A 25,871-nucleotide genomic window follows, 5' to 3' on the forward strand; every position below is an offset into this window, starting at 1 on the left:
CTCCCATATTTTCAGACGGCCTTTGGATAGCAATTACAAACGCACTTCGATTCCTGCTTCACGCATGGCCAGTTTCGCTTCGCGGATACTCGCTTCGCCAAAGTGGAAAATACTGGCGGCCAATACCGCATCTGCTTTTCCTTCTTTAATACCGTCCACCAAATGCTGAACCGAACCGACGCCGCCGGAAGCAATGACCGGAATATCCACCGCCTCGCTGACCGCGCGCGTCAAAGGCAGGTTAAAACCTTGCTTGGTGCCGTCCCGATCCATACTGGTCAGCAAAATCTCGCCCGCACCGCGTCGTTGCATTTCGACAGCCCATTCCACCGCATCCAAACCGGTCGGATTACGTCCGCCGTGGGTAAAGATTTCCCAACGGGTGTTTTCAGGGTTGACCGCTTTGGCATCCACGGCAACAACAATCGCTTGCGAACCAAAAAAACCGGCCGCTTCGTTGACCAAATCAGGATTGGTTACAGCGGCCGTATTGATGCTGGCCTTATCGGCACCGGCATTAAGCAGGCGACGGATATCGGCAACCGTGCGCACACCGCCGCCGACAGTCAATGGAATAAAAACTTGTGATGCGACTGCCTCAATAACGTGCAAAATAGTGTCGCGATTGTCGCTGGAGGCAGTAATGTCCAAAAAGGTCAACTCATCCGCGCCTTCATCGTTGTAGCGTTTGGCAACGTCAACCGGATTTCCTGCATCGCGCAAACCCAAAAAGTTGACACCTTTTACCACGCGACCGTCTTTTACATCCAGACAAGGAATAATTCGTTTTGCCAATGCCATACTCAACACCTCTTATCCGTTATCAGGCCGTCTGAAACTGTCAGGCCAAAAATTTGCCCAACCAATCCGGCAAATGTTGCAACAGCTGAAAATAACCAATGCCGGCTATCATCGCCAAAACACAGGAAATAATGAAATTGCTGTCGATACGGCCGACGATGGAAAAAATCAAACCGGCAAATGCCCACACTATCCCATTGAAAATCATCCAATAGGTATCGATAATCGGCAAATCAAACGCCGTCAGCTGCCGCAATATCACAGCAATCAGTGTAAACCACAAACTTTCGCTTAGCGGATACACTTCACGATCGGATGACCAGATAATCCAAAAACCCAAAACAAACGCTTCAAGCATATTAATCCCTTAATAAAATATCGATTAGGTTATTTTTATAATTATTTCAAAAAGATATAAACCCATAACCTATACAGGCAATCCCTTTGAGTGCATTTTTGTGTGCTGCGTCAGCCGCTGCGTTTTAATGGCCTGAAAGGTCTTATCCGCATAATCCGACACACTTAAGCCAAAGAATCGGCCAGTTTTTGTGCCTGTGCGAAATCAATACTTCCCTCATAAATTGCACGGCCGGTAATCGCACCGCTCACCCCCTCTTTTTCAACGGCACACAATGCGTGGATATCGTCCAAATTCGTCAAGCCGCCGGACGCGATAATCGGGATATTCACAGATTGAGCCAATTTGACGGTAGCCTCGATATTCACGCCGCTCATCATGCCGTCGCGACCGATATCGGTATAAATAATGCTGTTGACGCCATCATCTTCAAAACGCTTGGCCAAATCGACGACATGATGCTCCGTTACCGTTGCCCAACCGTCTATCGCCACCATACCGTCTTTGGCATCCAAGCCGACGATAATCTGACCCGGAAATGCCTTACATGCTTCGCGCACAAATTCAGGATTTTTTACCGCGGCCGTACCGATAATCACATCGGTCAGCCCCAAATCCAAATACTTTTCAATGGTGCCCAAATCACGGATACCGCCACCAAGCTGTACCGGAATATCTTTGGCTACGGCGGCCAAAATTTCTTTAATCGCCGGAAAATTTTGAGGAACTCCTGCAAATGCACCGTTCAAATCAACCAAATGCAAACGGCATGCACCTTGATTGCGCCAATGCAAAGCCATCTCTGCCGGCGAGTCGGAAAACACCGTCGCCTGCTCCATCAAGCCTTGTTTTAAGCGAACACAGCGTCCTTCCTTCAAATCAATGGCAGGTATCAACAGCATTTTCTTCTCCTCTACTCAACTTCAGTATATTTTACACAAATTAGCGATTTTTAGCAGATTTATGTTAAAAGCCTCAAATCTGCCAATTTAAAAAATTACGCAGCAGCAACAATCCTGCCTGATGGCTTTTTTCCGTGTGGAATTGTGTGGCAAATACATTGTCCTTACCGACAATGCAGGCAAATTCATTCGGATATTCACTGACGCCTAAAACAATCTCTTCATTTTTCGGTGCAAAATAATAGCTATGGACAAAATAGAAATACTCGTTCTGCCCAATGTCTTGAAATAAAGGATGCGGACGGGTTTGGCGCACTGTATTCCAACCCATATGCGGCACTTTCAGACGGCCTCCCTGTGCATCGGTTTGATTGGGCAAAAACCGTTTTACTTGACCTTCAAACCAGCCCAAACCATCTGTATCGCCTTCTTCGCTGTGTTCAAACAATAATTGCGCACCTACGCAAATTCCAAAAAACGGCTTGTTTTTCAGGCCGTCTGAAACCGCCTCGCCCAAATCGCTTGCCTTCAGCGCCGACATACAATCCGGCATGGCACCCTGCCCCGGAAAGATAACCTTATCTGCCGCCATCACCTCTTCTGGCCGCGAAGTCAGATAAACCTCGGCATTTTGATTGGACAAGACCTGCGCCGCCTGAACAGATTTGAATACTGAGTGCAGGTTTCCCATTCCATAATCGACAATCGCTACTTTCATTGTTTCTCCTCAGGCCGTCTGAAAACATTTAATGATTAATATAATAATAAGAATGATTGTAGCAAAAGATGGTTTAAAACAAAATATTGCCACCATACAAGATGAATAATAAAGGCCGTCTGAAATCCCGATCGGTTTCAGACGGCCTTTATTCATTCACACGATGCCTTATTCTTCAGACGCGGCTTCTGCTTCTTCTTGAACAGACTCTTCACTCAACGTGCCTTTGGTAGAAGGCGTTTGACCCATCATGTGCGGATCGTATTCGACCGCCATGCGCAATGCACGGCCGAAGGCTTTGAAAACGGTCTCGGCTTGATGATGTGCATTACGGCCGCTCAAGTTATCGATGTGCAAGGTCATCATGCTGTGATTTACAAGGCCGTGGAAAAATTCTTCAAACAAATCGACATCAAAACGGCCGATCAGGGCGCGGGTAAAGTCAATGTTGTACACCAAGCCAGGGCGGCCGGAAAGGTCGATGACTACACGGCTCAACGCTTCATCCAGCGGAACATAGGCATGGCCATAACGGGTAATGCCGGCTTTATTGCCAAGCGCTTGTTTCAGGGCCTGACCCACCACGATACCGATGTCTTCAACCGTATGATGGTCGTCAATGTGCAAATCGCCTTTGCAGGTAATATCCAAGTCAATCAAACCATGACGCGCCACTTGGGCAAGCATGTGTTCAAGGAAAGGAACGCCGGTATCCAAGCGATATTTGCCGGTACCATCAAGATTGAGGCTGACGGTAATTTGGGTTTCGCAGGTATTACGAGTAACGGTAACAAAACGGCCTTCGGTTGAAACACCAGTTTCTGCTGCTTCGACAGTTTGTTTTTCCAAACGCGCCGCTTCAACCGCTGCTGCTTTTTCTTGATCTTTGCTGTGACCACGGTTCAGCCAGCCTTTGCGTTTGTGCATACCGGATTCCAACTTCGCAGCCAGGCTCGGACGAATGCCGCGTGCAGACTCATCGCCTGCTTGTTGTTCCAAACGGCGTTTGAGCTGAGACAAAGAGGCGGAGTTTTCATAACCGCACGCGCGTGCAAGCTTGGTCAATGAGCCGGCTTCTTCAACCAGTAACAGAAAATTGGTCAAATGCAGTTGAGCTTTGTTCATAATGGTAGTTTCCTTGAAATCAAAGATTGGGGTAAAGGTTTCTAATAACCGCCAAGACGGCATCATTTTGCGCTGCCGAGCCTATGGTTATGCGGACACACTGATCCAAAAGCGGATGGCTGCCATGCAGTTTTTTAATCAGTATGCGGTTTTGCTTCAATGTTTCAAACAGCTCGTTCGCATCAGGAACGCGAACGGTAATAAAGTTGGCTTCGCTCGGAAAAACTTCCAAACGGTTTAATTTCAACAATTCATTCATCACGCGCGAACGATCGTTTTTTAATGTATCAATGTTTTGCTGAATAATTTGATGATGTTTCAATGAGAATTTTGCCGCCGCCAAGCTTAATTGATTCATATTGTAAGGCGGAAGGATTTTGGCCAGTTCACCTATAATGCTTGGACTTGCCGCTGCATATCCCATCCGCAAGCCGGCAAAGCCGATTTTACTGATGGTGCGCATTACGACCAGGTTTTCGACTTCGCCCGCCCACGGAAGGAAACTGTCATGATGAAACGCACCATATGCCTCATCGACAACCACAATGCCGGTTGCCGCACGAATGACCGCCTCTACTTCTTCTCGCTTAAAGCACACGCCGGTAGGGTTATTGGGATAGGCAATAAAAATTAATGACGGCCGATGTTGCTCGATAGCGGTCAAAACGGCAGGGAGATTTAAAGAAAAATCCGGATTTAAGGGAACGCCGACATATTCCATGCCATAAAGCGCGGCATTATGACGATACATAACAAAACTTGGCTCAATACCCAATACACGCGCATTTGGTTTGGCAATCAGCATAGTCAAAAATTGGATAAGCTCGTCGGAGCCGTTACCCAACGCGATTTCCGCTTTATCGGGAATACCGAAAACCTCCCTCAATTCTTCATAAATGCCGCTCTTGGCAGTATGGGGATACAAATGAATCGGCGCCTGCTTTGCCAAGTCCGCCCATTCCGATAATAAAGATTCATACCCGGCGAAAGGATGATGCGGACACTCCATGGCGTCCAACTTAATAAAACCTTCCGGCAAATCGGCAACCTGATAGGCTGTCATTACTTTAATATCATCACGGATAACATCAGCAACGCGATTCATGGTTTTCTATCCTCCTGAGATAAAGTATTTAGAATAATAGCACAATCTTTATTAAATATATATATTAATAAGACTATAAAACAAGATAAAGTTTCATTCGTTTGAAGAAAAAACAATAAATCCTTTCTTCAACATCTTTAAGCAATATTCTTGGCTTACCCTGCCTTTTTAGCGGTATAATTTTAAGTTTTCCAGTACGGCTTTACGCCCTCAATATTGTGAACAATACACGCTCCCCATTACCTTATCTTGCAACTTCCATAAGCCTTATCCTGCTGATCCTGCTTTCCTTATCATGGGAATTATGGATCGCGCCATTGCGCGAAGGCGGCTCATGGTTGGCACTGAAAGCCCTGCCTTTGTGCTTGCCGTTGACCGGCATTTTGAAAAAACGCATCTACACTTACCAATACAGCTCCATGCTGATTCTGATTTACTTTGCCGAAGCCTGTATGCGCCTGGCAGACACGGCTCTCGCCAGCCGGATTTGCGCCGCCGTTTCCGTATTATTGTGCATTGCCTTTTTCCTCGGCTGCCTTGCATTTATCAAACAACAAAAACACACATCAAAATGACCTACCACACACTTTCAGACGGCCTGACTGAATCTTCAGTGAAAACCTTTTGGCCTTTATGGCTCAGTTTTCTTTGGATTTGTGCCATCCCTTTTCTTTCACTCTACCGAGTCGGCCCATTACCCAGCTTTTATCTGGAAGCCATTTCACTGAGCGGCTCATTGGTACTGACATTGATTAGCGCACACAAAGGCCTGCTGAATATCCGCCTTCCCGCACTCAGTATCGGTTTGTTTGCCATGGCTGCATTTTGGTCGCTCCAAGCGCGCCTCATGCACTCTACCTACCCCGGCATGAGCGATATTACTGCCTGGACCTTTGTCATTTTGGCACTGGGCGCATGGTCGGTGCGGGGCTGGGTAGCAGCTTACGGACAGGAGCGCGTCGTCAGCATCTTTGCTTGGTCTTTATTGATAGGGGCAACCATACAAGCCACCATCATCTGGCTGCAATTTAAAGGCTGGTCCAACGTAGAGTGGTTGAACGGTATCATTGCCCGAAGCAACGGCACCGTAAACGGTCAACTCGGCCAGCGCAATCATTTGGGACATTATTTAATGTGGGGCATTTTGGCGGCATCCTATTTATGGACGGCACGCAAAATGTCCAATACAGCAGGTTTTCTGTTCGTATTGGCTTTGACCGCAACCCTCGGCCTTGTCAACTCGCGCACCATCTTAGGCTACATCGCCGCCCTATTCCTGATTACGCCGTTATGGTTTTGGCGTACCCGTTTCCAACACAAACGCGCACTGTGCATTTTTCTCCTGACTGCCATCCTGGCCGCCGCTTTCCAATTCGGTATGGGCAGCCTGTTGGATTTGTTTGGCAACATCAAATACGAAACTGCTGTCGAACGCGCAGGCACCAGCGGCTTTGAAGGCTCCATGCGCCAAATCGAATGGAGCAAAGCATGGATTGCCTTTAAATCCGCACCTTGGTTCGGCCATGGCTGGAACAGCTTTGCCCAGCAAACCTTTCTGATCAATGCCCAGCAACAATATTTCCCCAATAATATCCTCGGCGTACTGTTTACCCATTCGCACAATATCGTCATGCAGTTATTGTCCGAAATGGGCATTGCCGGCACCTTGCTCGCAACCTTAACCCTGCTTGCAGCCGTATGGCGACTGTTGGGACTCAACCAAACACCGGCCTCGCTGTTTTTACTGACTGCCGCCTCCGTCAGCCTCTGCCACAGCATGCTCGAATATCCGCTTTGGTATATCTACTTCCTTACCGTATTCAGCCTGATTCTGTCTCTGACACCTTCTTATCCGAAAGATGTTTCAGACGGCCCTTTATCTACCCGAATCAGACAATGGGCAGGCGGTATAGCTGCTTTATCGATTTTAATCGGCATGGCAAACCTCAGCTGGGAATATCAAAATCTGACCCAATATAGCCGTGTAGGGAAAACCGACGATCCGCAAACAGTTCAAAACAAAATCGACGGCTTGCAACGACTTTCCAAAGAAAGCCCCATGCTTGCCTATTACGCCGATTTGAGCTTGAGCAAACGTGCCGACCCGACCGATGCCTACATCCGTCCGTGGGCGGAAGAAGCCGCACTCAAAGCCCTGACCTACCGCCCCTACTCCAGCGCCTACCAAGTCGGCCTTTACCTCTACCGACAAGGCAAAAAAGAAGAAGGTGCGCAATGGATGCAGGCAATGCAATATTATTATCCTTATATGATGTATTTCTACGCCGACAAAATACGCAGCCACCCGGCATTCGCCCCCTTGCTGCCCAAACTTTTGTCCGATTGCAAAGATTTCATCAACGCACCGAAACACCAAACCGCCCAATCATGCGACAAACCCTGAACAAAACACACCCAATTGTCAGTTTGTCCTTACAGGCCGTCTGAAAATGTAAAGAGCAGCGAGTTTCTATGCAAAAAAGCGCAAAAGCACAGAAAATTACGCTATCAACAAAAGCAGATTGCATGTTAAGATTGAACACAACTCTATTTTAAGCGCCATACTGCCATTTAGTACCGCGGCGCATACAATCACGAAAAGGAAATTCCATGAGTCGCGTATTACTCGTAGATGACGATGCCCTCTTGACCGAATTGCTGACCGAATACCTGACTGCCGAAGGCCTCAACGTTCATAGTGTTCCCGACGGCGAAGCCGGCGTTCAAGAAATTCTGACCGGACAATACGATGTCGTCGTATTAGACTCCATGATGCCTAAAATGAACGGTTTGGACGTGCTGAAAAACGTACGCACCCAAAGCACCGTACCCATCATCATGCTGACCGCGAAAGGCGACGACATCGACCGCATCATCGGTCTGGAAATGGGTGCGGACGATTATGTTCCGAAACCATGCACACCGCGCGAACTCTTGGCCCGCATCAACGCCATCCTGCGCCGTGCGCAACACAGCAACGAACAAAACAACGCGCCTAACAGCATTTCCGTCAGCGACGTCGTTTTGTACCCGGCCAAACGCCAAGCCAGCATCAAAGACACTCCGCTCGAATTGACCAGCACCGAATTCAACCTGCTCGAAGTTTTGATGCGCCACGCTGGACAAGTCGTCAGCAAAGAGACCCTGTCTATCGAGGCACTCGACCGCAAACTGGCTAAATTTGACCGCAGCATCGACGTACACATCTCCAGCATCCGCCACAAATTGGGCGATGCCTCCTTGATTCAAACCGTACGCGGCTTAGGCTACCTGTTTGTTAAAAACTAAAGATTAAACAGATCAATGAAACTGTTTCAACGCATCTTCGCCACATTTTGCGCAGTTATCGTCTGCGCAATCTTTGTGGCGAGTTTTTCATTTTGGCTGGTACAAAATACCCTCGCCGAAAACCAATTCAACCAACGCCGCACCATCGAAACCACATTAATGAGCAGCATCATCTCCGCGTTTAACTCGCGCGGAGACAGCGGTGCGCGTGAAATTCTTTCGGAATGGAAAAACAATCCGGTTTCCAATGCCGTTTATGTGATTACCGGCGATGATAAAAAAGATATTTTAGGCCGCGACATCGATAGCCTCTCCATCGAACGCGCCCGTATCTTTGCCATCAACAATCCTGAATCTGATTTGGCACACATCGAATACGACCGTTTTGGCGAAGAATACCTCTTCTTCATTAAAGGCTGGGACAACCATCAGGCCCAACGTCTCCCTAGTCCGCTCTTCATTCCCGGCTTGCCGCTTTCGCCTATTTGGCACGAATTTATCATTCTGTCTTTCATCATCATCGTCGGCCTGCTGATGGCATACATCCTTGCCAACAACATTACCAAGCCCATCAAAATTCTTGGTGGCGGCATGGACAGAGTAGCCAACGGCGAACTCGAAACCCGTATTTCCCAACAAGTTGACGACCGTGACGACGAATTGTCCCACCTTGCCGTGCAGTTCGACAAAATGGCCGAGAAACTTGAAAAACTTGTTGCCAAAGAGCGCCACCTGCTGCACCACGTTTCTCATGAAATGCGTTCGCCGCTGGCACGTATGCAAGCGATTGTCGGCCTGATTCAATCTCAGCCGCAAAAACAAGAGCAATATCTCAAGCGACTCGAAGGCGAACTGGTGCGCATGGATACTTTGGTCGGCGAATTGTTGACCCTCTCCCGCCTAGAGACTTCCAATATCCCTTTGGAAAAAGAAAACCTCAAACTCGTTTCATTCCTGACCAACTTGATTGAGGACAACCAAAGCATTGCCCACCAAAACAATCAAAGCGTTACCCTGAGCATTGACCCTAAAATCCCTGAAAATGCCGTAATCAGTGCCAACGAAGGCTATCTATACCGTGCCTTCGACAACGTTATCCGCAATGCCATCAACTACAGTCCGGAAGGCAGTACCATTCAGGCTCATATCGGACAAGACGGCAAACACTGGATTATCGATGTTACCGACAACGGCCCGGGTGTCGATGAAATGCAGCTTCCGCATATTTTTACCGCCTTTTATCGTGCCGACTCCAGCGCACACAAACCCGGCACCGGCTTGGGGCTTGCCTTGACGCAACACATCATGGAGCAGCACTGCGGCAAAATCATTGCTGAAAACATCAAACCCAACGGCCTGAGGATGCGTTTCATCCTTCCCAAAAAGAAAGCCGGAGACAAAAAAGAAGCCTAAAAATAAGGCCGTCTGAAACTCTTCAGACGGCCCAAAACACAAATAAGGAACCATCATGAATGCAACCGTCCAAACCGGCTACTTCTTCATGCCCGAACACATCATCCTTGTCGGCGCCAGCGAACGCCCCCACAGCCTTGGCGAACGCATTTTCAGCCACCTGCTCGGTTCCTCATATCAAGGCAAAATCACGCCCGTCAATCTCCGCCACAGCAGCGTTGCCGGCCTCCCCTCCTACTCCAGCCTCAGCAAAATTCCAGGCCAGGCCGACCTAGTTGTTGCCGTCATCCCGCACGACCATTACGACACACTGTTCAAAGCCTGCCGCAAAAAAGGCCTGCGCCACATTATCCTGATCCAAGATTGGGAGAACCTGCCGCCCGAATCCTGCAAAAACGCCCGTTCCATCATTCAAAAATATCACGGCGACGAATTAAACATCAGCGTTTGTAACAGCGCAGGCGTCCAACTTCCCTCACTCAATCTCAATATCGGCACCCAAGCCGACTATCCGGCCGGCCATATCGCATTACTCACCGGCCACAGCACTGTCAGCCGCAACATCAACCATCTGCTGAACACAATGCATCAAGGCATATCGCGCCACATCAGCCTCAACTACAACCTAAGTCCCACCACATCCGCCGACTGGCTCAACCGCTTCGGCCACAACCGCCATACCAAAGTTGCCGTCATCCACTACAATCCGACCGAAAACCAACGCGAGCTGTTCAGCGCCATCCGCCACTTCACACGTCACACCCCGCTTATCCTGTTGTCCACACACCATACCAACGACACAGACAAAGCCATCCTGCGCAGCCTCAGCCGCCATTGCAATTTCCAACCGGTATTCAATACCGCCGAGCTGGAAGCAGCCCTAAAAGCCCACCTTTCCGGCATTCCCGTCATTACCAACCCCACCATTCTGTCCGACACGCCGATAGAATGGCTGCACACTACCGCCAATGCCTGTGAATTGACCCTCGACCTCCCAACCGATGTACCATCCATCCGACAAGGCTGCATCGGCAGCAACCCCACGCCTGCACGCATCCACCGTCTGGCGCTCGAACAATTACAAAATCCGCATACTCAAGCCCTGCTCGGCATTATTTCGCCAGATACGCCGGATGCGTACAGCATTCATCAAACTCTGGATAATTTGACACAAAAAACCAGCAAGCCCATTCTCGTCAGCTATCGTTTTTCAGACGGCCTGACTCGGTTTAACACGCCGGAAGAAGCCTTACTGACACTTTATTTCCGCAATCAAACCGCCTATTTGCAACAGGTGCAAAATACCCCTGCGCCAGCCAAAACAGGCCGTCTGAAAACACCTAAAAGCAAAAATATCGATAAAGCCATTGCTTCCGGCCAAACCGAACTGATGGCGGAAGCCCTATACCTGCCTCCGTGCCAAACCCAAAAACACAATGCCGTCCAGTTCCGGTTCAGCCGCCATGCCATTTACGGCAACATCCTTTCCGCCCATTACAACGGCAAAACCGAAGCCGCATTACCTCCATTTACCACACTCGATATCCAGCGTTTAAGCCAATTTGCAGAACTCGACAACACTTCCGTTCTCAATCAATTCCTGTATTCCCTAAACACGCTTATCCACAACAACCAGCATATCGGCGACATCATCCTCAACTACAACGGCAGCCAATACAGCAGCACCATCATTCCCGAAATTGTGGAAAAACCAGCCGCGCCGACAACCAAAATCCCCAAAAAAGCCGTCCAAACCTTAGAACAGGCCGCCGCTAAAATGCAAAGTGCCGCCGCCTACCTCCAACAAAAAAATCCGGTCGCAGCCGAATTCCTACGCAACACCGGCGAAGCCGCTTCCGAACTGCTGCACCCTAAAACCGAAACGCCCGAGATACAAAACGTACTCGCACCCTATCCGAGCCAAACCGATACCTTTACCCTGCCCGACGGCAACACACTGCACATCCGCGCACTAGAACCTGAAGATGCCGAAGCCAAACAAAAATTTGTCCGCCAATTACCCGCGGCCGACCGCTATACTCGCTTCATGACCCATACCAACGAGTTACCGCTGCCCACACTCGCACGGCTGACCCGTCCCGATTTCCATACCGAATGCGCGTGGGCAGCCTTCGCTTCAGACGGCCGTATCGTCGCAGTCAGCCGCTACAGCCGCATCAATCGCAATGAGTGCGAGTTCGGCATTACTTTAGCGCCTGAAGTACGCAAAACCGGCTTGGCCGGCAAAATGATGAGCTTCATTATCCAAACTGCCACACAGCAAGGTTACCAAACCATGAATGCGGAAATCCTCAAAGAAAACACACCGATGCTCAAACTCGCTGAAAAATCAGGATTTACCGTTACCCCATCGGAGACCGATCGCGGCCTGTATCAAGCAAGCCTCGATTTGAACGAATGGCAAAACAGCAACAAAAACAAATAAAAACTTGCATAACCCGTGTGAAATATCCTAAAATTAGCGGTTTCTATATATCCGCATTTTTCAAAAGGACTCAAAATGGTAGTTATCCGTTTGGCTCGCGGCGGCTCAAAACACCGCCCTTTCTACAACGTAGTCGTAACTGACTCTCGCAACCGTCGTGACGGCCGCTTCATCGAGCGCGTAGGTTTCTACAACCCCGTTGCCAACGAAAAACAAGAACGCGTACGTTTCGACGCAGACCGCATCAACCACTGGGTTGCTCAAGGCGCGAAAGTTAGCGACGCAGTTGCCAAACTGATTAAAGAGCAAAAAATCGCTGCTTAATCAGCCGAAACGACCATGACAGACACTCAAAAACGGGTAGCCATGGGCTACATCAAAGGCGTATTCGGCATTAAAGGCTGGCTTAAAATTGCCGCCAATACCGAATATACCGACAGCCTGCTGGACTACCCCGAGTGGCAGTTGTGCAAGGATGGCAAAACCCTGGATGTTATGCTTGAGGCAGGTAAAATTGTCAATGGCGAACTTCAGGTCAAATTTGAAGGTATAGACGATCGCGACCAAGCATTTGCCTTGCGCGGCTATACCATCGAAATCCCCAGAGAGTCATTCGCCCCTACTGAGGAAGATGAATACTACTGGGCAGATTTAGTCGGCATGACCGTCATCAACAAAGAAAACATCGTCCTCGGCAAAGTCAGCAACCTGATGGAAACCGGTGCAAATGATGTTTTGATGATTAAAGGCGAACACGGACAAATCCTGATTCCCTTTGTCTCCAACTATATCGAATCTGTCGATACCGACAGCAAAACCATTATCGCCGACTGGGGTTTGGACTACTGATGCTGATTCAAGCCATCACCATTTTCCCAGAGATGTTCGACAGCATTGTCGAATATGGCGTTACAGGCAGAGCAAGAAAACAAAATCTTTGGCAGTTTCAAGCCATCAATCCCCGTAAATTTGCCGACAATAAACTTGGCTATATTGATGATCGCCCCTTCGGAGGTGGTCCGGGAATGATTATGATGGCGCCGCCGCTTCAAGCGGCAATCGAAGAAGCCAAAGCAAACTCGCAAAAACCTGCCAAAGTAATTTATCTCAGTCCGCAAGGTCAGCCGCTGACGCATAAAAAAGCTGCAGAACTTGCCGAACTGCCCCATCTTGTTCTTCTATGCGGACGCTATGAAGGCATAGATGAAAGACTGTTGCAAAGCAGTGTGGACGAAGAAATCAGCATTGGCGACTTTGTCGTCTCGGGCGGTGAATTACCCGCCATGATGTTGATGGATGCCGTCTTAAGATTGGTCCCGGGTGTATTGGGCGATATACAGTCAGCCGAACAAGACTCGTTTTCAGACGGCCTTTTAGACTGTCCTCATTACACCAAACCCGTAGAATTCCAAGGCATGATGGTTCCCGAGGTCTTACGCTCAGGAAATCATGGCTTGATTGCCGAGTGGCGATTGAAACAATCGCTGCGACGCACTTTAGAGCGCCGACCTGATTTATTGGAAAAGCGCAGTTTAATCCCAAAGGAATCCCGCCTCTTAAAAGAAATCTTGCAAGAGCAACAGGAAATCCAATCATAACTTAGGAAAAACAAATGAACTTGATTCAACAATTAGAGCAAGAAGAAATCGCTCGCTTGAACAAAGAAATCCCTGAATTCGCTCCAGGCGACACCGTTGTCGTATCTGTACGCGTAGTTGAAGGTTCTCGCAGCCGTCTGCAAGCATACGAAGGTGTTGTTATCGCTCGCCGCAACCGTGGCCTGAACAGCAACTTCATCGTTCGCAAAATCTCTAGCGGCGAAGGTGTAGAACGCACTTTCCAACTTTACTCTCCTACCGTAGAAAAAATCGAAGTTAAACGCCGTGGTGACGTACGTCGCGCCAAACTGTACTACTTGCGCGGCCTGACCGGTAAAGCAGCTCGCATTAAAGAAAAATTGCCTGCTCGCAAAGGTTAATCGCTTTCATCAAAAACCCACTTCAATGAAGTGGGTTTTTTGTTTTTATACAAGATCTCCTCATCTTTCTTACACAATCCTGCAAGCCAATCACAATACACTTCTCGCGCATAAACTTAAACAGAATCATAATTCCCTTGCTTCTTTTAACCTTTATACAAAAGGCCGTCTGAAACAAAAGATTCAGACGGCCTTTAATCACATCGGGCGGTTATTTAAACCATCTTGCCAATGCAGGGATACGCGACAACAACAGTGTATCCAAAATCCAAATAACAGCAATTGCGGCAATAGCTGTTGGGAAAATCACAGCCAAAATCAGAAGTGGCACAGCCATTGCCCACCATACCGGCAATTTGATTTTCTGTGCAGGAGGAACCAAACCACGTGCTTCCGAAGGACGGCGTTTCCACCACATCACACAGCCGCTGATGCAGACGAAAATGACTGCCAAGCAGAACAAAACGTTCGCCAGCACACTCCACCAGCCCATCGTACCGATATGCAGCGCAATGCTGACCGCCATGAATTTACCAAACCAGTTGTAATCATCGTAATGGATGTCGGCAAGGACTTTGCCGCTGTATTGATCGATGTGTACCGTGCGGTCGGCGGTCGGACTGGGCATATCGTAGCTCATCGAGTCCTGAGACAGCGTCCACACGCCCGTTTCGCCTTTAGGCAAATTAAGCTTGTAACGGCCTTCAAAACCAATTTCGCGGGCAAAGCGGTCAACTGTTTCCAAAGTCATCGGTTCGCTCGGATTGATGCCGTTTTCGCCCTTCGTCGTACCGGAAACAGGCATAGGCGTAAGCTCCAGAACCCATGGCACTTCTTTGATTTTACCGTCGTTTAACACATCGCCGTGGGTCGGCACGGTAGATACAGGGTTCGGTTCGACGCCCCATTTACCGGCAGGGAATTGGCTCCAAGACTGAACCAACTTACCGCCCCAAATTCCCGCCCAAGCAACGCCCGAGAGACAGAACAGCAACAGAAGCAAAGAAACCCAAGTGCCGAATGCGCCGTGCATGCTACGCCACCATGTACGTCCTTTACCTGCTTTCGGTACAAGCATGGATTTCACACCGCGCTGTTTTGCCCACCACAGGTAAATCCCGGTAATGATCATCAAAATAGTCAGTGAAGCGGCTGTTTCCAGTATATAGTCGCCCACCGTGCCGATCATCATATCGCCATGGATTTCGTCCATGATGTGATACCAGCCGTCATTGCGCGGCGTTGAATTGACGACCTTCGCCGTATAGGGATCAACGGCAACCATAGCAGCCTTATCGTCATTGTTCACGCGGAATACGGCAACCATATCATCTGCGCGCGGCGCAATATACTGCACTACCGAAGCAGTTTCCGGATTTACAAACTGTCTGGCGGCTTCAGCCTGAGCCGATAAAGGCTGAACCACTGCCTGCGGCGCAACATGTATGAGTTCGCCTTCTTTACCGGTGATATTGGCAAATAGCAGCATTCCCAACCCTGTAACAGCCAACAGGGTTAAAAACGGCGCAACCAAAAGTCCGGCATAAAAATGCCATCGCCAAACAGTCAAATAACGGCGGTTAGCCTGTTGTTCATTTTGGGGAGTTGGTTTTGTTTCCATATAATCTCTTCGTATAGTTAAAGCAGACTAATTACTACGAATTAGCATCAGGTATTTTAATCAAAAACATTCATTTAAGAAACCGTTTTTCCCATGCAGCTTTGAAATACTTCAATATTTAGTTTTCAGGCCGTCTGAAAAAAACAAAATAGAAAGAAAACAACACTTTACTGAAAATCCGTTTTAATCATTGCGGTTTCGGCAGAATTTGGTAGAATACGAGCATTACTTATTTATTTATCAAGCCGCCAAGCTTTGGCGGCTTGTATTTTTATTTTCAATCCGGCTACCGCGCGTGGCCGGATAAAATTTTAAAAGCATCATCATGCTTTCATGGAGAACTCTATGCAAAAAATCCCTTTGACCGTCCGTGGTGCAGAATTGTTGAAACAAGAACTTCAACACCTCAAAAGCGTAGCACGCCCAGAAGTCATTGAAGCCATCGCCGAAGCACGCTCACACGGCGACTTGTCTGAAAACGCAGAATACGAAGCTGCCAAAGAACGTCAAGGCTTTATCGAAGGCCGTATCGCCGAGTTGGAACACAAACTCTCTATGGCGCACATCATCAACCCTGCTGAAATCCATGCTGAAGGTAAAATCGTGTTCGGCACAACTGTGACACTGGAAGATTTGGAAACTGAAGAACAAGTTACCTACCAAATCGTCGGTGAAGATGAAGCAGATATCAAAGAACGCAAAATCTACGTTGGCTCCCCCATTGCCCGCGCCCTGATCGGCAAAGAAGAAGGCGACGTTGCAGAAGTTCAAGCACCCGGCGGCGTGCGTGAATATGACATTATTGCCGTACAATATATCTAAATAAATTCAAGGCCGTCTGAAAACATTTTCAGACGGCCTTTGTGGGGGACTGTTAGTTTTTGCACAAGGAACAAATAGAGTAAAAAAACGCTGAAATCTCGGAAAGACGTGGATTTCAGCGTTTTTTTGTATCCGGAAAAGTTACGCCAGCTTTTTCACAAAACCGCGCCGGAATGCGCGGTTTTTTGTTTGAAGTTGACGGGATTGGGAATTTTTTAAAACTATTTTAAGAGGGTTTTAAAATCAGTTTACGGTACGGCCAAACCATTCTACCCGGCCGATGATGGCTGTATCGGTGTTGTCGGCTGTGAGGTCGATTTCAAAAGGCTCATAAAGGGGATTGGCGGATTTGACCAAGAGCCGGCCGGGCAGGCGTTGGATGTTTTTGACAAACAGGTCGTTTCCTATGCGTAGGACGTACAGGCCGTCGCGCGGCTCGGTTTCGGCGTGGTTGATTAGGATGTTGTCGCCGTGATTCAGGATGCCTTCCATGCTGTCGCCTTTGACGGCGATTACGGAGAGCTTGTCTGTCTGCCGGGTAACGTAGTTTTCTATCCAGTATCTCCGGAAAGCCATGCAGAATAATGGTTTTTCATCATTCACTGTTTGTCCATGCCCTGCCGCCGCTTCCACGCTGTATCGCGGGATAAAGACAAACTCACGCAGATCAACCGGATTGCCCAAGGTATCTACCGCGCCCGAGCCGGTATTGGATACCGGGAAGGCTCCGGCGTTTTCCGGCCTGGCTTTATCGAGATACGGTAAGCCTTTGCCGGTCAAAAGCCAGTTTAAATCACAACCGGTAACTTCTTGAATTTTTACTAGGTAATCGGCTGTTGGGATAGCTCCCTCTTTCCAAACTCTATTAAATCCAGAAGCCGACATTTCTATTTTGTTATAGATGTCAGATGGCTTAGCCCCATGAGGCCAAAGAAATTTGAGCCTATCTAAAAAAGTATCCATAGCATTCCTGATATAACTCATTTAAGCAAAACATTAAGCAAAAAACAAACTCTTTTGCTTAAATAAGATTACTCAAATAATCAACATGTTGTAAAAATAATCACGTTTTTGAGAAAATATTTTAGCAAAAGAGTTGAAGGAAACTGTTTTGCTAAATATAATTCACTCACTTACTAAATAACAGCGGTTAATAAACCTACTTAATTAAGGAATTGCGAGAATGAAAAAAAAGCAAGAAACCATGACTGATTGGCATCGTGCTGACATTGTGGCTCGTCTTAAAAAGGCAGGCTGGTCTGTAAGAGCGTTATCTATCGAGGCTAATTTAGCACCAAATACATTAGGGAAAGCTTTAGATGCTCCTTATCTGAAAGGCGAAAGAATCATTGCAGCAGCGATTGGAGTACCCGCAGAAGAAATCTGGCCATCTCGTTTTGAGAAACGAAACCATAAGCCAACCTTCCCAAGATCTATAAATAGATAACTGTTTTGCTAAATAGTTCCAAAAGAGTAACGCATTTAAGCAAAAATAGAAAGCGGAAAAAATGAAAATATCTGCATCTGATATTGCGAAATTAGGAATTCCGAGCCTACCAACTGATAGACAAGGGATTGAATACCATGCCAAGAAAAATAATTGGCAACACTGTTTTGAGCAAATAGGAAGAGGCCGTCCTAAAAAACTGTATGAAATCGCTTCGCTCCCCGCCGAAATCCGAGCAGCCATCATGAAACGGCAGTCGGACGAGCTGGCGGAGAAGATGCCGAAAACCCTGCCCCAAGTCAGACCGGGGACGGCGATGTCGGCTCAGGTACTGGCTGAAGCGGCCAAGCTGTTGAACGAGAAACAACGGTCGGTGGCGGATGCGCGATGTGCGGTGGTGGCGGCGGTGTTGGGTATCAAATATCAATACGGTTGCTCTGCCAAGGCTGCGGTGGCTCAGTTTTTGGGCTTGCTGGCAGAAGGCAAATTGGACGCGGTTACGCTTGGGAATTTGGAAAAGGCTAATGACCGCAGCCGGTCGGCGAAGGTTGGCGAACGTACTTTAGACGGCTGGATATCTGCCTACCTTAAGGCGGAAAACGCGACGGAGCGGCTGGTGGCTTTGGCTCCGAAGACGACGAAGGCGGTCAAGCCGATTGAGAGCTACGGGTGGTTGCCGATGTTTATGCAGTTTCACAACATCCCTTCAGCTCCGAAGCTAGCGCACAGCTACCGCCGGTTTGTGCAGTGGGCGGAAGCGGAAAATATGCCGGTCAATGATGTGCCTAACTTGAGTATGGTGCGGCGCGTTTGGGACAAGCTGCCGATGATTATGCAGGAGCGCGGCAGGAAAACGGGGGCGGCTTATAAATCGCTGCTGCCTTATGTGAAACGTGATTGGGGGGCTTTGAAGCCGAACGATGTTTGGATCGGTGACGGCCACAGCTTTAAGGCGAAGGTGGCGCATCCGGTACACGGCAGGCCGTTTAAGCCTGAAGTTACGGTGATTATTGATGGTTGTACGCGGTTTGTGGTCGGTTTTTCGGTGTCGTTGGCTGAAAGTTGCGTAGCAGTGTCGGACGCTCTGCGTATCGGGGTCAAGCACTATGGTTTGCCGATTATTTATTACTCGGATAACGGCGGCGGCCAAACCGGCAAGACGATAGACCATGAAATCACGGGTATTACGTCCCGATTGGGTATCCGGCATGAAACGGGTATCGCGGGCAACCCGCAAGGGCGCGGCATCATCGAGCGATGGTGGAAAGACAATCTGATTGAGATGGCGCGGCAGTATGAGACGTTTGCGGGCGCGGGGATGGACAGCAGTACGAAGAACCTGATGTACCGCAAGATGGAAAGTGCTTTTAACGCTTTGGAAAAAGGCAAGGATTTGACGGAGGAACAACAGAAATATTTGAAAAAACTGCCGAGCTGGTCGCGTTTTATCGCGGATGTGGTCAAGTGTATCGACGAATACAACAACCGCCCGCACGGCGAGCTGCCCCGACATCCTGACGGCGGGCATTATTCGCCGAAGGAATATCGGGAAATGAGGCTGGAACAGGACGGTATCGCGCCGGATATGTTGTCGGCAGAAGAGCTGGCGACGATGTTTATGCCGCAAGAGGTGCGAAAAGTACAGCGCGGTTGGCTAGATTTGTTCAACAACTCTTATTTCTCAACCGAGCTGGCGGAGTATCACAAGGACGAGGTACGGGTCAGCTACGATTTGAGCGATGCGTCGGCGGTCAATGTGTTTGATATGGACGGCAAGTTTATCACTAAGGCGCAGGCCAACGGCAATACCCGCGAGGCTTTCCCGACGGCTCGTATCGACCAACTGGCGGAAAAACGCCGAAAAGGCAAAATCAAGCGGGCGGAAAATGCAATCAAGCTCGCAAATGCGGAAGTCAATCCGGCTTTGGAACAGGCTGCGGTTTGGGACGAGCTGGGACATTTGGGCGGAAACGTCATCGATGCGGAGTATGCGGTATTGCCGAAAACGGGCACGGACGATTTTGTGCTATTTGAGGCGGATAGAAGTTAAAACGGTTTTAAACCTCTTTTAAAAGGACTAAAAAAATGAAACAGATCAATCATACATTGCAACAAAAACTGGCTGAATTTAAAGCAAAATCAGGCATGAACCAAACCCAACTGGCACGCGGTATCGGTACTTCGCCGGCATCCATCAGTATGTATCTCAATGGTACTTATGCGGAAAAAGGCGGCAATTATGAAACCATCGAGCCGAAAATCGAGGCGTTTTTGGAGATGCAGGATAGTAAAGCGCAGCGTGAAGAGCTGGTGTTGGGTTTTGTATCGACTAAGACGACACGCCGTATTGCAGAAGTGATGCGCGATGCGCACGAAGGCGGCGAAACGGTGGTGATCTACGGTCAGGCGGGTTTGGGCAAGACTCAGGCGGTAAAAAATTACTGCGAGAAAAACCCTGCGGCCATCTTGATTGAGGCTAATCCGAGCTTCACGGCACTTGTCCTGATGCGCAAGTTGGCGACAGCGGCGAAGGTATCGGCGATGGGCAGTTTGAATGATTTGTTTGAGTCTGTATCTGACCGCCTGCGCGATTCGGGCCGTCTGATTGTGGTCGATGAAGCGGAAAACCTGCCTTTGCGCGCCCTTGAGATTATCCGCCGACTGCACGACGAGACTGGATGCGGTTTGGTTTTGAGCGGTATGCCCCGACTGGTGGCCAACCTGCGCGGTAAGCATGGCGAGCTGGTACAGCTTTACAGCCGCGTGTCGGTTGCGCTGAATTTAGGCGAATCTTTGCCGGACGAGGAACTCTTTGAGATTGCGAAAGCGGCTTTGCCTGATGCGGACGAGGAAACGATCTTTGAACTGGTTAAACATAGCAACGGCAATACGCGCCGGATGAGCAAATTGATGCGCGGCGCGGTACGCACGGCAAATAAAAACGGTATCAAGATGCAGGCCGGTATCGTTAAAAAATACAGCTCCCTGATTATCCGATAAGAAAGGCCGTCTGAAATGAGACACGAATATGCGGTACACGCGGGGGTTTATGAGGACACTTGGCACGATTATGAAACCCATAAACGGCGGAAAATTTGGCGGGCGGATGTACGCGGCAAGCGGAAAGAAGGCTTTGCATGGTTGCAAATCCGCCGACTGCGGAAACGCTTCGAGACCAAAGAGGAAGCCAAGGAATGGGCGGCGCAGGTTAAGGCGGATTGGGTGCGCAATAATTTTTTTGCCTTAAGAAAATATTAAGTAATTGATTTATAAGGAAATAGGAAAATGTCTACTGTATTTTTGAAGCGGATGTTGTTGGGAGCGGCTATGTTGGTTTGGGCTGTGTTTTTCGTATCGATGTTGCGCGGTTGTGTTCCGGAGTCATCGGAAGCGAAGGCAGAAATGTCACGCCGCGAGCGTATGGCAGATTTGGAGGTCAAGGTATTGGAAGAGCAATACGAGTCGATGAGTACGGAAGAAAAAATGAAAGGGATTGTTTATGAGCGATAAGCCAATTTTATTGAGCCCTGCGGCGAAAAAAGAGGCTTTGGCACGGGCGGTAAAGGAAATCCGCGCGAAATATGGCGATAAGGCGATTGTGAAAGGATGTGTGAAATGAGTTTCGGACGACGTAATACGGATTGGCAGGCTTGGGGACAGCACCGCAGGCGTGCGACGGCGCGAATGGCGCAAAAAAACAGAGAGCGTGAAATCGAAGAATATCAGGCGCGTTTTAAACAGCCTGCCGAGAAGAAGGAGGAGAAAAAATGATTTGGTTTGTTGTCGGATTGGCGGTGTTGGTGTTGCTGGGGATTTGGCTTGAAATGCTGGCCCGAATCGTCGTGTTGCACATGATAGGCAAATGCCATGACGGGTATGACGACAATTAAAACGGTAAGCCGTTGATGTTGCTCTATATTTTTTTGCCTTATTGGAAATGTAAGGTATTGATTCAAAAGGAATTTAAAAATGAATGCAAAAGAAATCACCGAATGGCTCGAAGACCGTGGCGAGCTGATGGTCATGAAGAAGGACGGCGAAGGCTTTGTAATCGCTGCGCGGTCGCCGGACGGGATGTGGAAGACTGCCGAGGCGGATACTTTGGCGCGGGCGATAACTTTATGGGAGGAAGTGTGATGAATATTACTAAACCAAATAAAGAAGACCTTGACGCAGTATGGGAACTGGTCGCGTTTGTAAACAAAATTGCGCAGGGTTTGAATCCGATTTATCAACCTGCCGACCCAGAGGATGAAGATGATTTCGAATATCTGAGCAATGCGCCTGCGGATGAAGTGTTTGAAGCTTTGGAATACAAGTCTGCCAACGCCAATTTGCCTTGGATTATGACCGTATTGGATACCTTGCTGTCTTCGAATAACGACATTGTTGACCAAGAATCTAGTGTTTTGGATTTTTCCCCGAGATTTAAACAGGCTGTAAAGGATACGGAAAGACTGGATTTTTTGATTGAAGTCGGGTCAGCCGAATTTTCAAAACAAAATGGCCAGAAAACCTGTTGCTACTTAACCGAATACGGCATTAGAGGCTATGGAAGCGATTCCCGCGAAGCATTGGATGATGTGATGAAAGAATGGAAGGAGATGTGATGAAGGTATTAGATCCGTGTTGCGGCAGCCGGATGATGTGGTTCGATAAAAATAACCCTAAAGCTGTTTTCGGCGATAAACGCAAAGAAACCCATCTACTGAAAGACCGAAAATATCTGCGCAAACTGGAAATTACTCCTAATGTGGTTATGGATTTTACAAATATCCCTTTCCCTGACAACACATTCGCAGTAGTGGTTTTCGATCCGCCTCATTTACAAAGAGCGGGAGAAAAATCTTGGCTTGCAAAAAAATACGGGGTGTTGGGCAATGAGTGGAGAGAAGATTTGCGTAAAGGGTTTGCTGAGTGTTTCCGGGTATTGCGTCCTGAGGGCGTATTGATTTTTAAGTGGAATGAAAACCAAATCCCAGTGAAAGAGATTCTTGCTCTGACTAACGTAGAACCACTTATTGGACACGTTAGCATGAAGCATAAGCAAAATCAAACACAGACCCATTGGATAACGTTTTTGAAGGAAGAAGCGTCATGAGCATTGGAATGATGATTTATCTCTTGATCTGCGGGCTGATTGGTTTGGCACTGGTGGTTTTGGCACTGATGAGCCTGATTGAAAACTGGTTTAAGCAGCAGACTAAAGCGGTTGTTTTGGATGCCTGCGGTATGTTTTTGGGGTTGGTTGTTGTTTTTATAGTGTTTTTAGCAATTATTGGGGTGATTAAATGATTGAAATCAGAAGTAAAAACTTTATCGCGTACAACGCAAGTGAAAGTGTTTTGGAAAGCATCATCAAGGATGTTTTCACGGGGTTGATGTTGAGTTTTTGTGTGTATATCAGCCATTGGTCAGCATCAGTGTTTTGGACATTTATCAGCGGTTTAATGTTCTTGTCTTATCTAGGCATTAGGTTGGGCAGGTTGATTCGTGACAAGCGAACTAAGTTTGAAACTTGGTCAGAGTTTAAGGCATGGATCGATAAACAAGCTGAACTTGAAAATCACTTGGCAGGTAATGTTCAGATCGTAAAAGGCAATGGAAATGTACAGGCTGGTGGCGATGTTTGGAAGGATAAACAATGAACATCGAAAAATTTAACCCGAAAAAAGACCCTAAATACATTGGCTATATTTTCCGATTCTTGAAGAAAAAATCCAAACTGATTGAAACTTTAGGAGCTTATCCACGAATTGTTAAGTTTAAAGATGGATTTGGCTGGTATATCGGCTGGTTTATTGATGACGGTATTGGAGACTTTATTGGCAGCAGGATTTGTTACGGCTCCGAAAAAGTTGAGACTTTTTGTTTTGTTAAAACCACTGAAGCGGAGGTTGTCGCCGAAGTCAAATGGAATGAATACGAACGTGTCGGAGGGTGTGCATTAACTAAATGGCATCACAAATGGGTCTATGCCAATAAGCAATCACGCAAATGCCGCCACTGCGGAATATGGGAACGTAAAGTCGTCAAAACCGTTAAGACGGTTGAACGGCGAACATTATGGGAGAGCGAGTCATGAACATCAAATGTCCGAACTGCGGGGCGGTGCATAGTCTGGACAGCTTAATCAACGATGCCGACGCATCGTCTGTATTGCGGGCTGTGTTGGAGATGGATGCGGAAATGGGCAAGGCGGCTATCCGCTACATCGGTCTCTTCCGCCCCGCCAAGTCCCAGCTCTCTTGGGCGCGTACCGCGAAACTGCTGAATGAGTTGCTGCCGATGATTAAGGCGCAGGAGGCGGCGCGTGACGGGGTTTGTTTCCCTGCCCCTACCGAGGCTTGGATTCACGGATTTAATGAAACCGTTAATGCACGCGACCAAGGCCGTCTGAAAACGCCGCTGAAGTCGCACGGATACCTGTATGAAATCCTTTCGGGCTGGGTTGGCCAGCCAAGCGCAGGGAATCAAACAGTAAACCAACCAAACCGCCGAGCCGCACTGCCGGACAAACCCAGCCAAACCCTCACCGCAGCCGCGTCGCTGCAAGGATTGAAGAAATGAAAGAACTGCCTACCCAACTGCATAACGCCATGATCGACGGCCTGACCATGCTTTTGACCCTGCGTCTGAGCGGTTCGCCGGCTGCCGATACTGTGGCCGCCACTGCGCAAACTTGGAGCCGTGTGTTGGCGCACGGCCGGGCGTGGGACGAAGCGCGAGATGTACCGCGCTTTCAGACGGCCTTTATGGTGCTGGCGAATGAGACCAACCGCTGGCCGTCGCCCAAAGACTTTTTAGACAAGCTGCCGCCACCGCCGGAGCCGTTAAAGCTGGAACACCACTACCACCCCACGGCGGATGAAAAAGCAAAGGGAAAATCGGCTTTAAACCGCATACAGGGCGTGATTAAAGAGGTGTTAAGAGGCAAGTCACTGGTACCGCCTCCGGCTGAAACCGCCACCGAGCAGATTTTGAGACACCGCGCGAAAGTTGAGGCACTTGCCAAGCGCGAACGCGAACAAGGCTTGAGCAAGCCGAAATGTTAAACCCAAACCGAAAGGAAAGAGAAAATGGCTAAACCAAAGAAAACCAAAACCGAAGCCCTGACCGTGGGCATCCAAGACCGCGCGGACGCGTCGGTTCAAATCAAACGCATGGGCGATTTGCAGCGCGAAATCGAGCGCATCCAAGCCGACCATAACGACAATGTGGCAGAGCTGCAAAAACAGGCAGACGAGCGTGTTGCACCCCTGATGGCAGAAATCAATGCCATCCATGCCGGGGTGCAGGCATGGAGCGAAGCGAACCGTGATGCGCTGACAGATGGCGGCAAGGTCAAATTTGCCGACCTGACCACCGGCATTATCCGTTGGCGAAACAACCCGCCAAAATGCAGTGTAAGCGGTGTCGATGCGGTGCTGGCCTTATTGGAAGCTAATCCGGACTTGGAACGCTTTATCCGTGTGAAAAAAGAGGTTAATAAAGATGCGGTATTGAATGAGCCCGAGTTTTTCGCCGACAACCCTGTGCCGGGCATTAAGATTGTTCAGGGCAAGGAGTTTTTCAGCGTTGAGCCGCATAATCAGGAGTTGGTGTGATGGCGAAAATTGTTATTGAAATTGAAGATTTGCCTGATGGAAATATCAGATATGCCTATCGAGGGGATACCAAGCTTGAAGGCGACGGTACGCCTGCACAATTAACTTTTATTACTGTGCAAGAGTTAATTCATACCCTTATAGAGATGGGGAAAATAGAAGTGCTTGAAAACGGTAATGATGGTTAGGCAAATTTTTTAAAAGGCATTTAAAGGCCGTCTGAAATGGGGTTTAAAACCT

The 25,871-nt window shown here is 48.5% G+C and carries 35 protein-coding genes; 27 read left to right on the top strand and 8 right to left on the bottom strand.

All coding sequences use genetic code 11. The features are described from left to right. Positions 1-33: 33 nt before the first annotated feature. The 6 genes from hisF to hisC all read right to left on the bottom strand — a co-directional run bounded on the left by hisF (position 34) and on the right by hisC (position 5,009). Positions 34-801, bottom strand: a complete 768-nt coding sequence (hisF, locus tag ACTHTJ_RS06095) for an imidazole glycerol phosphate synthase subunit HisF (RefSeq protein ID WP_003748652.1) — start codon at positions 799-801, stop codon at positions 34-36. 40 nt (positions 802-841) lie between these two features. Further along, positions 842-1,159, bottom strand: a complete 318-nt coding sequence (locus tag ACTHTJ_RS06100; protein ID WP_003748653.1) for a hypothetical protein — start codon at positions 1,157-1,159, stop codon at positions 842-844. Between the two features lie 164 nt (positions 1,160-1,323). Further along, complete coding sequence (hisA, locus tag ACTHTJ_RS06105) at positions 1,324-2,061, bottom strand: 1-(5-phosphoribosyl)-5-[(5-phosphoribosylamino)methylideneamino]imidazole-4-carboxamide isomerase (protein WP_440360888.1); 738 nt, start codon at positions 2,059-2,061, stop codon at positions 1,324-1,326. Between the two features lie 73 nt (positions 2,062-2,134). Continuing rightward, positions 2,135-2,779, bottom strand: coding sequence for an imidazole glycerol phosphate synthase subunit HisH (gene hisH, locus ACTHTJ_RS06110; RefSeq protein WP_070584981.1), 645 nt, complete (start codon positions 2,777-2,779; stop codon positions 2,135-2,137). Positions 2,780-2,947: 168 nt separating this feature from the next. Beyond that, complete coding sequence (hisB, locus tag ACTHTJ_RS06115) at positions 2,948-3,904, bottom strand: imidazoleglycerol-phosphate dehydratase HisB (RefSeq protein ID WP_070584979.1); 957 nt, start codon at positions 3,902-3,904, stop codon at positions 2,948-2,950. 19 nt (positions 3,905-3,923) lie between these two features. Then, positions 3,924-5,009 carry a histidinol-phosphate transaminase gene (gene hisC / locus ACTHTJ_RS06120; protein WP_070584977.1) on the bottom strand — a complete coding sequence of 362 codons (1,086 nt, stop codon included), beginning with the start codon at positions 5,007-5,009 and terminating at the stop codon, positions 3,924-3,926. Positions 5,010-5,227: 218 nt separating this feature from the next. On the opposite strand from hisC, the gene ACTHTJ_RS06125 reads away from it, so the two are divergent. The 9 genes from ACTHTJ_RS06125 (at position 5,228) to rplS (ending at position 14,134) form a co-directional block, all read left to right on the top strand. Beyond that, positions 5,228-5,584 (top strand): DUF2069 domain-containing protein, encoded by a 357-nt coding sequence (locus tag ACTHTJ_RS06125; protein ID WP_039862096.1) that lies wholly within the window; start codon positions 5,228-5,230, stop codon positions 5,582-5,584. After that, positions 5,581-7,413: a PglL family O-oligosaccharyltransferase gene (locus tag ACTHTJ_RS06130; protein ID WP_070584975.1), complete on the top strand. Its 1,833-nt coding sequence runs from the start codon at positions 5,581-5,583 to the stop codon at positions 7,411-7,413. The genes ACTHTJ_RS06125 and ACTHTJ_RS06130 overlap by 4 nt, the downstream gene beginning before the upstream one ends. A gap of 206 nt (positions 7,414-7,619) precedes the next feature. Beyond that, on the top strand, positions 7,620-8,297 hold the full coding sequence (misR, locus tag ACTHTJ_RS06135) for a two-component system response regulator MisR (protein WP_003748666.1): 678 nt from the start codon (positions 7,620-7,622) through the stop codon (positions 8,295-8,297). 15 nt (positions 8,298-8,312) lie between these two features. After that, positions 8,313-9,710, top strand: coding sequence for a HAMP domain-containing sensor histidine kinase (locus ACTHTJ_RS06140; protein WP_070584973.1), 1,398 nt, complete (start codon positions 8,313-8,315; stop codon positions 9,708-9,710). A 55-nt stretch (positions 9,711-9,765) separates the two neighbouring features. Then, positions 9,766-12,156, top strand: a complete 2,391-nt coding sequence (locus ACTHTJ_RS06145) for a bifunctional acetate--CoA ligase family protein/GNAT family N-acetyltransferase (RefSeq protein WP_070584971.1) — start codon at positions 9,766-9,768, stop codon at positions 12,154-12,156. A 75-nt stretch (positions 12,157-12,231) separates the two neighbouring features. Continuing rightward, entirely contained in the window at positions 12,232-12,480 is a 249-nt protein-coding gene (gene rpsP / locus ACTHTJ_RS06150) for a 30S ribosomal protein S16 (RefSeq protein WP_003679465.1), read from the top strand. Between the two features lie 15 nt (positions 12,481-12,495). Further along, a complete protein-coding gene (rimM, locus tag ACTHTJ_RS06155) occupies positions 12,496-13,005 on the top strand; it encodes a ribosome maturation factor RimM (protein ID WP_070460175.1) in 510 nt (169 codons plus the stop codon). Continuing rightward, the gene (trmD, locus tag ACTHTJ_RS06160; protein WP_003679468.1) at positions 13,005-13,754 is read left to right on the top strand and encodes a tRNA (guanosine(37)-N1)-methyltransferase TrmD; all 750 of its coding nucleotides are present in this window, start codon (positions 13,005-13,007) and stop codon (positions 13,752-13,754) included. The genes rimM and trmD overlap by 1 nt, the downstream gene beginning before the upstream one ends. A gap of 14 nt (positions 13,755-13,768) precedes the next feature. Then, positions 13,769-14,134, top strand: a complete 366-nt coding sequence (rplS, locus tag ACTHTJ_RS06165; protein WP_003679470.1) for a 50S ribosomal protein L19 — start codon at positions 13,769-13,771, stop codon at positions 14,132-14,134. Between the two features lie 211 nt (positions 14,135-14,345). Here rplS and ACTHTJ_RS06170 read toward each other — a convergent pair whose 3' ends face one another. Next, positions 14,346-15,755, bottom strand: a complete 1,410-nt coding sequence (locus tag ACTHTJ_RS06170; RefSeq protein WP_070584969.1) for a PepSY-associated TM helix domain-containing protein — start codon at positions 15,753-15,755, stop codon at positions 14,346-14,348. A 345-nt stretch (positions 15,756-16,100) separates the two neighbouring features. Here ACTHTJ_RS06170 and greA point away from each other — a divergent pair, with 345 nt between their 5' ends. Next, positions 16,101-16,577: a transcription elongation factor GreA gene (gene greA / locus ACTHTJ_RS06175; protein WP_003684304.1), complete on the top strand. Its 477-nt coding sequence runs from the start codon at positions 16,101-16,103 to the stop codon at positions 16,575-16,577. 243 nt (positions 16,578-16,820) lie between these two features. Here greA and ACTHTJ_RS06180 read toward each other — a convergent pair whose 3' ends face one another. Beyond that, complete coding sequence (locus tag ACTHTJ_RS06180; protein WP_070585014.1) at positions 16,821-17,540, bottom strand: LexA family transcriptional regulator; 720 nt, start codon at positions 17,538-17,540, stop codon at positions 16,821-16,823. A 220-nt stretch (positions 17,541-17,760) separates the two neighbouring features. Here ACTHTJ_RS06180 and ACTHTJ_RS06185 point away from each other — a divergent pair, with 220 nt between their 5' ends. The 17 genes from ACTHTJ_RS06185 (at position 17,761) to ACTHTJ_RS06265 (ending at position 25,819) form a co-directional block, all read left to right on the top strand. Beyond that, on the top strand, positions 17,761-18,024 hold the full coding sequence (locus ACTHTJ_RS06185; protein ID WP_082815528.1) for a helix-turn-helix domain-containing protein: 264 nt from the start codon (positions 17,761-17,763) through the stop codon (positions 18,022-18,024). A gap of 61 nt (positions 18,025-18,085) precedes the next feature. Then, positions 18,086-20,074, top strand: a complete 1,989-nt coding sequence (locus tag ACTHTJ_RS06190) for a Mu transposase C-terminal domain-containing protein (protein WP_070584967.1) — start codon at positions 18,086-18,088, stop codon at positions 20,072-20,074. 35 nt (positions 20,075-20,109) lie between these two features. Further along, a complete protein-coding gene (locus ACTHTJ_RS06195) occupies positions 20,110-21,024 on the top strand; it encodes an AAA family ATPase (protein WP_070584965.1) in 915 nt (304 codons plus the stop codon). Between the two features lie 15 nt (positions 21,025-21,039). Continuing rightward, entirely contained in the window at positions 21,040-21,282 is a 243-nt protein-coding gene (locus ACTHTJ_RS06200) for an Arm DNA-binding domain-containing protein (protein WP_070584963.1), read from the top strand. 27 nt (positions 21,283-21,309) lie between these two features. Continuing rightward, entirely contained in the window at positions 21,310-21,534 is a 225-nt protein-coding gene (locus tag ACTHTJ_RS06205) for a hypothetical protein (RefSeq protein WP_070584961.1), read from the top strand. A 105-nt stretch (positions 21,535-21,639) separates the two neighbouring features. Next, positions 21,640-21,795 carry a hypothetical protein gene (locus tag ACTHTJ_RS06210; protein ID WP_168162033.1) on the top strand — a complete coding sequence of 52 codons (156 nt, stop codon included), beginning with the start codon at positions 21,640-21,642 and terminating at the stop codon, positions 21,793-21,795. Then, on the top strand, positions 21,792-21,914 hold the full coding sequence (locus ACTHTJ_RS06215; RefSeq protein WP_256388732.1) for a hypothetical protein: 123 nt from the start codon (positions 21,792-21,794) through the stop codon (positions 21,912-21,914). Before ACTHTJ_RS06210 ends, ACTHTJ_RS06215 begins: the two co-directional genes overlap by 4 nt. A 79-nt stretch (positions 21,915-21,993) precedes the next feature. After that, positions 21,994-22,161, top strand: a complete 168-nt coding sequence (locus ACTHTJ_RS06220) for a hypothetical protein (RefSeq protein WP_168162032.1) — start codon at positions 21,994-21,996, stop codon at positions 22,159-22,161. Continuing rightward, on the top strand, positions 22,161-22,634 hold the full coding sequence (locus ACTHTJ_RS06225; RefSeq protein WP_070584959.1) for a hypothetical protein: 474 nt from the start codon (positions 22,161-22,163) through the stop codon (positions 22,632-22,634). The genes ACTHTJ_RS06220 and ACTHTJ_RS06225 overlap by 1 nt, the downstream gene beginning before the upstream one ends. Next, a complete protein-coding gene (locus ACTHTJ_RS06230) occupies positions 22,634-23,125 on the top strand; it encodes a methyltransferase domain-containing protein (protein ID WP_283120584.1) in 492 nt (163 codons plus the stop codon). The genes ACTHTJ_RS06225 and ACTHTJ_RS06230 overlap by 1 nt, the downstream gene beginning before the upstream one ends. Next, on the top strand, positions 23,122-23,319 hold the full coding sequence (locus ACTHTJ_RS06235) for a pyrophosphate-energized proton pump (protein WP_070584954.1): 198 nt from the start codon (positions 23,122-23,124) through the stop codon (positions 23,317-23,319). The genes ACTHTJ_RS06230 and ACTHTJ_RS06235 overlap by 4 nt, the downstream gene beginning before the upstream one ends. Then, positions 23,316-23,672: a hypothetical protein gene (locus ACTHTJ_RS06240; protein WP_070584952.1), complete on the top strand. Its 357-nt coding sequence runs from the start codon at positions 23,316-23,318 to the stop codon at positions 23,670-23,672. Before ACTHTJ_RS06235 ends, ACTHTJ_RS06240 begins: the two co-directional genes overlap by 4 nt. Continuing rightward, positions 23,669-24,109: a hypothetical protein gene (locus ACTHTJ_RS06245; RefSeq protein ID WP_070584950.1), complete on the top strand. Its 441-nt coding sequence runs from the start codon at positions 23,669-23,671 to the stop codon at positions 24,107-24,109. The genes ACTHTJ_RS06240 and ACTHTJ_RS06245 overlap by 4 nt, the downstream gene beginning before the upstream one ends. Beyond that, positions 24,091-24,594 carry a hypothetical protein gene (locus ACTHTJ_RS06250; RefSeq protein ID WP_283120583.1) on the top strand — a complete coding sequence of 168 codons (504 nt, stop codon included), beginning with the start codon at positions 24,091-24,093 and terminating at the stop codon, positions 24,592-24,594. Before ACTHTJ_RS06245 ends, ACTHTJ_RS06250 begins: the two co-directional genes overlap by 19 nt. After that, positions 24,591-25,079 (top strand): hypothetical protein, encoded by a 489-nt coding sequence (locus tag ACTHTJ_RS06255; RefSeq protein WP_070584947.1) that lies wholly within the window; start codon positions 24,591-24,593, stop codon positions 25,077-25,079. Before ACTHTJ_RS06250 ends, ACTHTJ_RS06255 begins: the two co-directional genes overlap by 4 nt. A 24-nt stretch (positions 25,080-25,103) precedes the next feature. Further along, positions 25,104-25,631, top strand: a complete 528-nt coding sequence (locus ACTHTJ_RS06260) for a host-nuclease inhibitor Gam family protein (protein WP_070584945.1) — start codon at positions 25,104-25,106, stop codon at positions 25,629-25,631. Further along, entirely contained in the window at positions 25,631-25,819 is a 189-nt protein-coding gene (locus ACTHTJ_RS06265; RefSeq protein ID WP_070584944.1) for a hypothetical protein, read from the top strand. The genes ACTHTJ_RS06260 and ACTHTJ_RS06265 overlap by 1 nt, the downstream gene beginning before the upstream one ends. Positions 25,820-25,871 lie beyond the last annotated feature (52 nt).

It is taken from the genome of Neisseria sp. P0018.S001 (assembly GCF_051957355.1).
In the GTDB taxonomy this organism is placed as follows: Bacteria; Pseudomonadota; Gammaproteobacteria; order Burkholderiales; family Neisseriaceae; genus Neisseria; species Neisseria subflava_A.